Origin of the sequence: Streptomyces parvulus (assembly GCF_014648855.1) — a bacterium.
Classification (GTDB): Bacteria; Actinomycetota; Actinomycetes; order Streptomycetales; family Streptomycetaceae; genus Streptomyces; species Streptomyces parvulus.
The window spans coordinates 18,931-30,713 of the sequence record NZ_BMRX01000030.1; the positions used below are offsets into that span (position 1 = coordinate 18,931).

General features: G+C 74.0%; 7 protein-coding genes. 5 read left to right on the forward strand and 2 right to left on the reverse strand.

Annotated elements, in window-relative coordinates; translation table 11 throughout:
• The first annotated feature begins 3 nt into the window (after window positions 1-3).
• The 5 genes from IE108_RS34130 to hflX all read left to right on the forward strand — a co-directional run bounded on the left by IE108_RS34130 (window position 4) and on the right by hflX (window position 7,894).
• Entirely contained in the window at window positions 4-1,410 is a 1,407-nt protein-coding gene (locus IE108_RS34130; protein ID WP_064732236.1) for a cytochrome P450 family protein, read from the forward strand.
• A complete protein-coding gene (locus IE108_RS34135) occupies window positions 1,398-2,699 on the forward strand; it encodes an activator-dependent family glycosyltransferase (RefSeq protein WP_064732237.1) in 1,302 nt (433 codons plus the stop codon). Before IE108_RS34130 ends, IE108_RS34135 begins: the two co-directional genes overlap by 13 nt.
• Window positions 2,696-3,439, forward strand: a complete 744-nt coding sequence (locus IE108_RS34140) for a class I SAM-dependent methyltransferase (RefSeq protein ID WP_064732238.1) — start codon at window positions 2,696-2,698, stop codon at window positions 3,437-3,439. Before IE108_RS34135 ends, IE108_RS34140 begins: the two co-directional genes overlap by 4 nt.
• A gap of 409 nt (window positions 3,440-3,848) precedes the next feature.
• Entirely contained in the window at window positions 3,849-6,398 is a 2,550-nt protein-coding gene (locus tag IE108_RS34145; RefSeq protein WP_079163900.1) for a glycoside hydrolase family 3 protein, read from the forward strand.
• A gap of 128 nt (window positions 6,399-6,526) precedes the next feature.
• Window positions 6,527-7,894, forward strand: coding sequence for a GTPase HflX (hflX, locus tag IE108_RS34150; protein ID WP_064732506.1), 1,368 nt, complete (start codon window positions 6,527-6,529; stop codon window positions 7,892-7,894).
• Window positions 7,895-7,981: 87 nt separating this feature from the next.
• Here hflX and IE108_RS34155 read toward each other — a convergent pair whose 3' ends face one another.
• Complete coding sequence (locus tag IE108_RS34155; protein ID WP_079163902.1) at window positions 7,982-8,728, reverse strand: aspartyl/asparaginyl beta-hydroxylase domain-containing protein; 747 nt, start codon at window positions 8,726-8,728, stop codon at window positions 7,982-7,984.
• Between the two features lie 49 nt (window positions 8,729-8,777).
• A partial coding sequence (locus tag IE108_RS34160; RefSeq protein WP_189397835.1) for a non-ribosomal peptide synthetase occupies window positions 8,778-11,783 on the reverse strand: 3,006 nt, incomplete at its 5' end.

Below are 11,783 nucleotides of genomic sequence, written 5' to 3' on the forward strand. Positions count from 1 at the left end.
CACATGACCGCCGAGCCACTGTCCGCCGAGCCCCTGCCCGCGGACCGGACCCGCACCGACCCGTCGCCCGCCGGACCGGCACCCGCGAAGCGGCTGACCGCCGTGCCGCCCGTCGAGCCCGCCTCCCCCGGCAGCCCGCCTTCGGAGCCACCGGCCACCGAGCCCACCGCCGCGGAACCCGTCGTCACCGAGCCCGCCCCCGCAGCCCGCCCGCGCGCCGGCCTCGCCGAGGCACTCGTCGCGCGGCGCAACCAGCTCACCCGTGCCGCCCAGTGGTTCGCCGGCACCGAGGGCGACCCATACGGGCTGCTGCTGCGGGCAGGGGCCGACGACCCGGCGCGCCACGAGGAGCGGGTCCGCGAGTGGGGGCCGCTGTACCGCAGCGCGCCGCTGGACACCTGGGTCACCGCCCACCGCGTCGTCGCCGAACAGGTGCTCACCGACCCGGCCTTCGACGGCACGGGACCCGACGGCACACCCGTCGGACTGGACGGCCTGCCCCTGCGCAGCGAACTGCTCTCCCTCGACCGCGCCACCGCCGCCCGCCTCGCCCCGCTGACCGCGTTCGGCGGTCCGCTGCTGTGGGCGCGGGAGGAGAACTGCGTCGCGCAGCGCGCCGCCACCTACGCCCGGCGGCTCCTGGAGGGCTGCGGTGAGCACTTCGACCTCGCCGAGGACTTCGCCCGCCGGCTGCCCGGCCCCGTCCTCGCCGAGCAGTTCAGCCTGCCCGACGCCGCCCACGAGGAGTTCGCCCGCGTCCTGCCCGACTGCCGGCACGCCCTCGACGGCCTGGTCTGCCCCCAGCCGTACGCCACCGCCCGCGCGACCCGCACCGCCGAGGCCACCGTCGCCGCCCTGCTCGCCCGGCACCTGTCCGAGGCGGGCGGTGGGGCCGGTGCGGACACGGCCCGCGCGGCCGCCGTCCTGGCCGTGAGCGCCGCCGAGACCACCGCCGTCCTCATCGTCGACACCGTACGGCGCCTGCGCGCCCGCACCGGCGCCTGGGAGCGCCTCACCGCCGACCCCGCGCTCGCCGCGGAAGCCGTACGGGAGACCCTGCGGACGGCCCCGCCGGTCCGCCTGGAGACCAGGACCACCCGCACGGAGACCACCCTCGCCGGGACCGAGCTGCCCGCGGGCGCGCGGGTCGCCGTGCTGATGGCCGCGGCCGGCCGCGACCCCGGGGCACCGGCCGGCGCCGCGCCCCTGGGCCTCGCCCCGGACCTGCACTTCGCCCTGTCCGCGCCCCTGATCACCTCGATCGCCGGGGCCGCGCTGCGCACGCTGGCCGAGACGCTGCCCCACCTGCGGGAGGCCGGCGAACCGGTCATCCGCCCGCGGTCGCCGGTCCTGCTCGCCCCCGCCCGTTTCCCGGTCGCCAAGAGGGAGTCGACGCCATGCGCGTCCTGATCACGTGCTTCGCGCACAACACCCACTACCACCCCCTGGTGCCCCTGGCCTGGGCGCTGCGCGCGGCCGGCCACGAGGTCAGGGTGGCCAGCCAGCCCGCCCTCACCGAGGTCGTCAACGGCTCCGGCCTGACCGCCCAGCCCGTCGGCGACCTGGACTCCATCACCGAGCTGATGACGCAGATCGCCGGCGACCCCACCCCGTACCAGCGGGGACTGGACTTCGCCGAGACCCGCCACCTGCCGTTCGGCTGGGAGCACGCCCTCGGCCAGCAGACCATGATGACCGCGATGTCGTTCGCGCCGCTCAACGGCGACACCACCATCGACGACCTGGTGGACGTGGCCCGTTCGTGGCGGCCCGACCTGATCGTCTGGGAGCCCTTCACCTACGCCGGCGCCATCGCCGCGCACGTGACCGGAACCCCGCACGCCCGGGTGCTGTGGGGCCCGGACGTCGTCCTCAACGCCCGCGCGCAGTTCCTCGACCTGCTGAGCCGCCAGCCCGCCGAGCGGCGCGAGGACCCGATGGCGGAGTGGCTGACCTGGACGCTGGAGCGGCACGGCGTCACCGCCGACGCCGAGGCCGTCGAACGGATCGTGACCGCCGACTGGACCATCGACCCCGCCCCCGCGAGCCTGCGGCTCCCGGCGGTGGGCGACGTCCTGCCCATGCGCTACGTCCCCTACAACGGCCCCTCCGTCGTGCCCGACTGGCTGCTCACACCGCCCTCCCGCCCCCGGGTCTGCCTCACCCTCGGGGTCTCCGCCCGCGAGACCTTCGGCCGCGACGCCGTCCCCTTCGAGGACCTGCTGCACGCCCTCGGCGACGTCGACGCCGAGATCGTCGCGACCCTCGACGCCGCCCAGCTCGCCGACCGCGACGCGCTTCCCGAGAACATCCGCGTCGTCGACTTCGTGCCCCTGGACGCCCTGCTGCCGACCTGCTCGGCCATCGTCCACCACGGCGGCGCCGGCACCCACTCCACCGCCACCCTGCACGGCGTGCCGCAGATCATCGTCGGCGCCCTGTGGGACGCCCCGCTCAAGGCCCTGCTGCACGCCGAGGCCGGCGCGGGCATCGACCTGCCGCCGGACAAGCTGGACACCGGGACGCTGCGCGCCGCGATCGTCCGGGCCGTCGAGGACCCGGCGCTGGCCGCGGGAGCGAAGCGGCTGCGCGCCCAGGTCCTCGCCGACCCCACTCCGGCCGCCGTCGTGACCCGGCTGGAGCAGCTCACGGCCGCCCGATCCCGCCCCACCCCCCGACGCCGAGGAGAGTCCCAGTGACCACCACCGACGCCCGTCCCGCCGACGGCTACACGGGCGCCATCGCCCGGGTCTACGACCTGGTGCACCAGGGCAAGGGCAAGGACTACGCCGGAGAGGCCGCCGACCTGGCCGATCTGGTCGCCGCCCGCGCCCCCGGTGCCCGCAGCCTCCTGGACGTGGCCTGCGGCACCGGTCTCCACCTGTCCCACCTCGCCGCCCGCTTCGAGCGCGTCGAGGGCCTGGAACTCTCCCCGGACATGCTCGCCGCGGCCCGGCACCGCAACCCCGGCACCACCGTCCACCGCGGCGACATGCGCGACTTCGCCCTGGGCACCACGTACTCGGCCGTCACCTGCATGTTCAGCTCGATCGGCCACATGACCGACCAGGCCGAACTCGACGCCGCCCTGGCCGCCTTCGCCGCCCACACCGAGTCCGGCGGTGTCGTCGTGGTCGAACCCTGGTGGTTCCCCGAGACGTTCACCCCCGGCTACGTCGGCGCCGCGGTGGTGGAGGCCGAGGGCAAGACGATCTCCCGGGTCTCCCACTCCCGGCTGGAGGACGGTGCCACCCGCATCGACGTGCACTACCTCGTCGCCGAACCCGGGGAGGGCGTCGAGCACCTTGCGGAGAGCCACCGCATCACCCTCTTCCCGCGCTCCGCCTACGAGCTGGCCTTCGAACGCGCCGGACTGGCCGCCGAGTTCCTTCCCGGCGGACCCTCCGGCCGCGGCCTGTTCGTCGGCCTGCGCCCCTGAGGCCGGCCCCGTACCACGCGGCTAGCACCGCCGGTCCGCGCAGGACATCCACCGGAGAACCGCTCGACATCCGCTCGAAGTCCCCTGGAGGACCGCCGCCGCGCCGGCGCCCCGCGGCGGACGCCGGGGCCTGCCCGGCCGTACCGCGCGGTGCCGGCCCGAGGGCCCACGGCCCGGAGCGCACACGGAATCCGCAGCTCCGGCCGTCCTCCCACCCCCGTACGTCCGCCCTAGCGGCGACCGCGCCGCCCCTTCCGTGCCTCTGGCCGGCCAATTGCCCGAGCCCAAAAGGGAAGTTACGTTCCCTCGCGGGAGAGCAGGGCCGAGTGCGCGGGGCGGAGGGGACGACATGACATGCCGTCAGCCACGACCGGCCCGCCCGGGCCGTCCGACAACCTACGGAGACCTCATGCTCTTCCGCCGCGGGTCAAGGGAGCCAAGACCCCGCCTCCACCCCCCTACCGGCACCGGCGCCCGCGCCCGGCGCGACCTGGTCCGCCGGCCCGCCCGACTGCTGGCCGCCGCGGTGGCCCTCGGGTGCGCGAGCGGCCTGCTCACCCCGGCCACGGCGGCCCCGGCGTCCGCCCCCTCCGCCGTGCCGGGGGCGAGCGCCCGCGTCCAGTCCCTGGTCGCCCGGATGACCCTGGACGAGAAGCTGTCGTTCGTGCACTGGACCGCCGGCCCCGAGGGCGGACCGCTCGCCCGCGGCGTCGGCCACCTGCCCGGCGTCCCCCGCCTCGGCATACCCCAGCTCCAGGTCTCCGACGGCCCGACCGGCATACGCCTCAACGGCACCCGCGCCACCACACTGCCCACCCCGACCGCGCTCGCCGCCACCTTCGACGACTCCCTCGCGCGCGAGTACGGCAAGGTGCTGGGGCACGAGGGCCGGGCCCTCGGCCAGGACGTGGTGCTCGCCCCCATGGTCAACACCATCCGGGTGCCGCACGGCGGACGGAACTTCGAGACCTTCAGCGAGGACCCGCTCGTCACCTCCCGCACCGCGGCCGCCGAGATCCAGGGCATCCAGAGCCAGGGCCTGATGGCCACCGTCAAGCACTTCGCCGGCAACAACCAGGAGACCGACCGCTTCACCATCGACGCGGCCATCGACGAGCAGACCCTCCACGAGGTCGAACTCCCCGCCTTCCAGGCCGCCGTCGACGCCGGCGCCGCCGCCGTGATGTGCTCCTACAACCAGGTCAACGGCGCCCACTCCTGCGGCAACGACGGACTGCTGCGGTCGGTGCTGCGCGACCAGTGGGACTTCAAGGGCTGGGTCATGTCCGACTGGCTGGCCACCCACGCCACCACCGACCTCACCAAGGGACTCGACCAGGAACTGGGCCTGGAGATGGGCAAGCCCACCGACCCCGTCCCCGACACCAAGTACTTCGGAGCCGCCCTCAAGGCCGCCGTCCAGGACGGCACCGTCCCCGAGGCCGCCCTCGACACCGCCGTCACCCGCATCGTCGGCCGGATGGAACGCTTCGGGCTGCTCGCCGCCACCGCCCCGGCCCGCCCCGCACGCGACACCGCCGCGGGACGCGCCACCGCACGCGAGATCGCCGAGAACGGCGCCGTCCTGCTGCGCAACACCACCACCGGCGACCGCCCCGCCCTGCCGCTGACCGGCACGGCCGGCTCCGACCTCGCCGTCATCGGCGACAGCGCCAAGCGCCCCAAGGTCTCCGGCCTGGGCAGCGCCCACGTCGTCCCGGACGCCGCGGCGGCACCCGTCGACCTGCTGCGCGAGCGCGCGGGCGCCGGCGCGTCCGTCACCTACGAACCCGGCATCGACCGCCTCGGCGCCCCCCTGTCCACGGAGAACCTCAGCCCCGCCTTCACCAACGGCAAGCAGCTCGACGCGGGCGGCGACCGCCAGTTCTACGAGGGCACCCTGACCGTGCCCGCCGACGGCGACTACCGCATCGGCGTGCGGGTCGACGGGGGCATGGCGATCCTCCAGATCGACGGCCAGGCCCCGGTCTACGCCGCCGACTCCTTCAGCGACACCACCAGCGTCCCGATGAGGCTCACCCGCGGCACCCACCGGGTCACCATGAGCGGCTGGGCGTGGCCGGACCGCCCGCTGGAAGTGGACCTGACCTGGGTCACCCCGCAGCAGGCCGCCGCCGACTTCGACCGGGCGGTGGCCGCCGCGGCCGCCGCCGAGACCGCCGTCGTCTTCGCCCAGGACGAGGGCTCCGAGGGCTACGACCGGCCCTCGCTGTCCCTGCCCGACGGACAGGACCGGCTGGTCGCGGCCGTCGCCGAGGCCAACCCCAACACCGTCGTGGTCCTCAACACCGGCTCCTCGGTGCTCATGCCGTGGCTCGACGACACCGCCGCCGTACTCCAGATGTGGTACCCCGGCCAGGAGGGCGCCCAGGCCACCGCCGCCCTGCTGTACGGGGACGCCAACCCCGGCGGGAAGCTCACCCAGACGTTCCCCGCGGCCGAGGACGCCCACCCCATGGCCGGACACCCCGAGCGTTTCCCCGGCGTGAACGGCGAGCAGGAGTACAGCGAAGGCGTGCACGTGGGCCACCGCTGGTACGACCAGCAGGGCGTGCGGCCGCTCTTCGCGTTCGGCCACGGCCTGTCGTACACCTCGTTCGCCTACCGGAACCTGGCCGTCGAGCGCACCGCCACCGGCGCCGCGGTGCGGGTCACCGTGCGCAACACCGGTGCCCGCGCCGGCAAGGAGGTCGTCCAGGTCTACCTCGGCGCGAGCGCGGAGACCGGCGCGGCCCAGCCGGTCAGGAAGCTCGCCGGATACACCAAGGTGACGCTCGCGCCGGGCCAGGAGAAGCGCGTCACCGTCCCGGTCGGCGCCCGCGCCCTCCAGTACTGGGACACCGCCCGCGACGCCTGGCAGCCGGCCCCCGGGGCCCGGGACGTCCAGGTCGGTTCCTCGTCGGCCGACATACGGCTCACCGGACGTCTCGCACCCTGAGCCCGCCACCGGGCCCGCGGGGCCACCGGCCCCGCGGGCCCCGACCCCCCACCGCTCCCGAACCGCGGGAAACCGAAAGGAACACGTTGACGAACCACACGAACGAAACGCCCCGGACCCGGAACGTCATCGGCACCGCCGACGCCATCGACGCCACCGAGGACACCGGCCTGCGACACGTGAGCGGTCTGTCCACCGACCTCAGGGACGTCGTCGAGGTCGAGCAGCGCGAGGTCCGCCTGGAACGCGTGGTGCTCGCCGGCGTCTGGACCTCCGGCACGGTCGCCGAGGCCGAGAGTTCGCTCGCGGAGCTGGCGGCCCTCGCCGAGACCGCCGGAGCCCTCGTCCTCGACGGGGTCGTCCAGCGCCGGGACAAGCCGGACCCGGCCACCTACATCGGCTCCGGCAAGGCGGCCGAACTGCGCGACCTGGTGGAGCAGACCGGCGCCGACACCGTCGTGTGCGACGGCGAGCTGAGCCCGGCCCAGCTGGTGCGGCTGGAGGAGGTCGTGAAGGTCAAGGTGGTCGACCGCACCGCCCTGATCCTCGACATCTTCGCCCAGCGCGCCACCTCCAGCGAGGGCAAGGCCCAGGTCGCCCTCGCGCAGATGCAGTACATGCTGCCGAGGCTGCGCGGCTGGGGCGCGTCGCTCTCCCGGCAGATGGGCGGAGGCGGCAGCGGGGGCGGCGGCATGGCCACCCGCGGCCCCGGCGAGACCAAGATCGAGACGGACCGGCGGCGGCTGCGCGACAAGATGGCCAAGATGCGCCGGGACATCGAGGACATGAAGACCTCCCGGGACCTCAAGCGGCAGGAACGGCGCCGGAACAAGGTGCCCTCCGTCGCCCTCGCCGGCTACACCAACGCCGGCAAGTCCTCCCTGCTCAACCGGCTCACCGGGGCCGGTGTGCACGTGCAGAACGCGCTGTTCGCCACCCTGGACCCGACCGTGCGCCGCACCGAGACGCCCGGCGGACGCGCCTACACCCTGGCCGACACCGTGGGCTTCGTGCGCCACCTGCCCCACCAGCTGGTCGATGCCTTCCGCTCCACCCTGGAGGAGGTCGCCGAGGCGGACCTGATCCTCCACGTCGTGGACGGCTCGCACCCGGACCCCGAGGCGCAGATCGAGGCGGTCCGCGCCGTCGTCGGCGAGGTCGGCGGGGCGGGCGTGCCGGAGGTCGTCGTCATCAACAAGGCGGACGTCGCCGACCCGGAGACCCTGGACCGCCTGCTCGCCGCCGAGCCCGGCGCGATCACCGTCTCGGCCCGCTCCGGTGACGGCATCGACGCCCTGCGCGCCCGGATCGAGCGGGAACTCCCGCACCCCGACACCGAGATCGAGGTCCTGCTCCCCTACACGGCCGGACACCTGGTCGCCCGCATCCACTCCCTGGGCGAGGTCCTCGCCGAGACCCACGAGGAGGACGGCACCCGCATCAAGGCCAACGTGGAGGCCCCCCTGGCCGCCGAACTGGCCGACTACGCCGTCTGACCGGCGGCCCCGAGAACGCAGGCGGCCCCCTCCCGTCGAGACCGGGAGGGGGCCGCGTCACGCGCGCCCCGCGCGGGGGCCCAGGGCCTAACCCATCAGCCGGCGGATCTCGGTGATCAGAGCGGTGAGCGCCTCGCGCTCGGGGACCGTCGTCTCCGGGTGCCACAGGTCCACCAGGAGACAGGTGCGCGGCCTGGTGCCGTTGTTCCACGCCTCGTGCACGAACGAGTAGTCGAACAGCAGGCACTTGCCCTCCTCCCAGCGCCGCGTCTCGCCGGCGACCGTGATGCCGCACCCCTCGGGGATGTCCACGGCGAGGTGCAGGTTGATGCTGAAGTTCCACAGGTCGCAGTGCGGGGCGATCGAGGCGCCGGGAAGCAGCGTGGAGAAGTGGCATTCGAGCAGGGGGCAGAGCTTGCCCTGCTCGACGACCTCGCGGGTGAGGACGTCGTAGGCGGTGGGCACCAGGGGCGCCGAGGACTCGACCGGCGCGCCGTCCCGGAAGAGGTACAGCGCCTGCCAGTTCTCCTGGCGGGTCAGATAGTGCTCGTAGTCGGAGAAGGCGCTCTTGCGATCGGACCACGCCGCCGCCAGCTCCCGCTTGATGGCGTCGTGCCCGGCCTCGAAGGCGCGGACGACGGGCTCGATCCCCGGATGCCCGTAGGGGTCGTGCCAGGGCCTCTGGGAGATGCCCGGCAGGATCCACTTGGCGTCCTTCTGCAGCGGATGGCGCTCCTGCCGCTTGGCGTACACCATCTCCTCGACGCGGGTGATGGAGCCGGCTCCGTGCCGGTCCTTGACGTCCTGGAAGAGCTGATCGATCTCGGGTGTCATGTCTCGCTTTCTCCTTTCGCTTCCGAGGGTGTCGTCCGGGCGCTCACCGTCACCCCGTCCCCGCGATGCCCGGCCAGATCTCGGTCAGGGCTTCCGGCCGGGCCATCTCCGCATGGCTGTGGGCGATCCGGGTGACGTCGAGCCGCCCCGACACGTGTGCGTTCCACGAGGCCGCGGTGTCCACGCCGGCGGGCCTGTCGCGTCCCGCCTCGTAGAACCGGACGTCCCCGTCGAACTCCCCGGGAACGTGCTCGGTCAGGATCCGGTGGTTGTTCCGGTAGATCGCCGCGATCTCGTCCAGGTGCCGCTCGGCGAGTCCGGTGAACAGGCTCCGGTCCCGGCGCAGTGCCGCCACGAGGCCCGTCAACGTCAGCGGCTCCTCGTCGTGCGCGGCCCGTACGCCGAAGAACTCGGCGAGTCCCGCCGCCACCTCGTCCTCGGAGAGCGGGAGCGCCGTCCCGTCCTCGTGCGCGGGGTAGGCGTCGAGCAGCGCCAGCGTCTCGACCCGCTCGCCCAGCGCCCGCAGCTGGACGGCCGTCTCATGGGCGACGACACCGCCGAAGGACCAGCCCAGCAGGTGGTAGGGCCCCGATTCCTGTACGGCGCGGATCTGGCGGACGTAGTCCGCCGCCATCTCCCGGATCGACGCCGGGAGCCCGCCCTTCCCGTCCATGCCTCGCGCCTGGAGGGCGTAGACCGAGCAGTCCGGGGAGGCGATGCCCGCCAGTGGCGCGTAGCACCAGCCGATCCCGCTCACCGGGTGGACGCAGAAGACCGTCCGGCCGCCGCCCTCGCCGTCCTTGATGGGCAGCAGTACGTCGAACTCCTCGCCGGCCGGGGACCGGCCCGCCTGTTCGGCCAGCAGGGCGACGGTGGGCGCGGCGAAGAGGGCCCGCACGGGCAGCTCGTCACCCAGGACGTCCCGGACCCGGTTGATCAGCTGGACCGCCAGCAGGGAGTGGCCGCCCAGCTCGAAGAAGCTGTCGTCGATCCCGACCGCGGGCACGCCCAGGACCTCGGCGAACAGGCCGCACAGGATCTCCTCGCGCGGGCTGCGCGGCCCGCGCCCCGCCGCGTCCGTCGCGAAGACGGGGGCCGGCAGGGCACGCCGGTCGAGCTTGCCGTTGGCGGTCTGCGGGAGGCGGTCGAGCACCACGAACGCGCTGGGGACCATGTACTCGGGGAGCAGGCCGGCCGCGTGGGCGCGCAGCGCCTCGGTGTCCACCGTGCCGTCCCCGGCCGGCCCGACGACGTAGGCGACGAGGCGCTTGTCGCCGGGCTGGTCCTCGCGGGCGATGACGGCGACCTGGGCGAGTCCGGGGTGGCGGCCCAGTACGGCCTCGATCTCGCCGAGTTCGATGCGGAAGCCGCGGATCTTGACCTGGTCGTCGGCCCGGCCCACGAACTCCAGCAGGCCCTCGGCCGACCAGCGGGCCAGGTCCCCCGTGCGGTACATACGACTGCCGGAAGGACCGAAGGGGTCGGCCACGAACCGCTCCGCCGTCAGGCCCGCCCGCCCGTAGTAACCCCGAGCCAGCCCCGCACCCGCGATGTACAGCTCACCGGCGACCCCCGCCGGAACCGGCCGCAGAGCGGCGTCCAGGACATAGGTCCGCGTGTTGTGCAGCGGGCGGCCGATCGACGGAGCCTGTGTGACGGCGGCGTCCGTGGACCAGACGGTGGCGTACACCGTCGCCTCGGTCGGGCCGTAGACGTTGTAGACGCGGCCGGCCCGCAGTTCCTCCTTGACCTCGGTCGCGGCCCGGGCGCTCAGCGCCTCGCCGCAGAACACCACGGTCTCCGCCGTGGTGCGCACGTCGCTCTGGGACACGATCCGGGCCAGCGCGGACGGAACCCCGCTCACCAGCACCGGCGAACGGTCGTCCGCCCGCCGGTCACCGAGGGCCAGCAGATCGCGCAGTACTTCGATGCGACCACCGGTCAGCAGCGGGCCGAACATCTCGAACACCGAGACGTCGAAGTTGAGCGACGTGGTGAACACGACGTGCGCCAGAGCCCGTTCACCGAACTCGTCCCGCGCCCAGGCGACCAGGTTGGCCACGTTGTCGTGGGTCACGACGACACCCTTGGGGCGGCCGGTGGAGCCCGAGGTGTAGATGATGTACGCCGGGTGCGGCGACCGCAGGGGACTGATCCGGTCACGGTCGGTCGGGTCGGTGCCGGGCCGGCTCGCCAGGGCGGCGACGACCTCGGGGGAGTCCAGGACCAGGCGCGGAGTCCGGGAGTCCGCCGGGAACATCCCCTCGGTCTCCTCGACGGTGAGCACGAGCGCGGGGTCGGCGTCCCGCAGCAGGTAGGCGATCCGGTCCGCCGGGTAGGCCGGGTCGAGGGGCAGGTAGGCCGCTCCCGCCTTCAGCACGGCGAGCAGCGCCACCATGGTCTGCGCCGTACGCGGCAGGGCGAGAGCGACGAACCGCTCCGGACCGGCCCCCCGCGCGATCAGGTGGTGGGCCAGGCGGTTGGCCCGCTCGTTCAGCTCGCCGTAGGTCAGATCGGTGTCCGAGGCGAGTACCGCAGGCCGCCGCGGCGTGAGGGCCGCCTGCGCCTGGAAGAGTGCGGGCAGGGTCGCGTCGGCGACCTCGGCACCCGTGTCGTTCCAGTCCGCCAGAACCTGCCGCCGCTCCCGCGCGGAGAGGATCTCGACCTGTCCGAGCCGCTGGTCCGGATCCGCCGCGGCCGCCTCCACCACGCGCACCATGCGGGCCACGACGGCTTCGGCGCTCTCCCGGTCGAAGAGTTCCGTGCTGTAGTGCAGCAGGCCGCTGAGCCCCGCCGGACGGTGGTCGTCTCCGTACTGCTCGACGAGATTGAAGGCCAGGTCGAACCTGCTGTACTCGAACGGGACCCGCTCCTGGCCGACGGTCAGACCGGGCAGGTTCAGCGCACTGCCGCCGGTGGCGTCCAGGCCGAAGACGACCTGGAAGAGGGGGTTGCGGGCCAGTGAGCGCCGGGGGTTGATGGCTTCCACCAGTCGTTCGAACGGTATGTCCTGGTGGGAGTAGGCGGCGAGGTCGGTTTCCCGGGTCCGGGCGAG

Excerpts from the sequence above, each read along its gene's own strand:
- IE108_RS34155 (WP_079163902.1), bottom strand. The coding sequence starts at position 8,728 with ATGACACCCGAGATCGATCAGCTCTTCCAGGACGTCAAGGACCGGCAC.
- IE108_RS34130 (WP_064732236.1), top strand. The coding sequence starts at position 4 with ATGACCGCCGAGCCACTGTCCGCCGAGCCCCTGCCCGCGGACCGGACC.
- IE108_RS34145 (WP_079163900.1), top strand. The coding sequence starts at position 3,849 with ATGCTCTTCCGCCGCGGGTCAAGGGAGCCAAGACCCCGCCTCCACCCC.
- IE108_RS34135 (WP_064732237.1), top strand. The coding sequence starts at position 1,398 with ATGCGCGTCCTGATCACGTGCTTCGCGCACAACACCCACTACCACCCC.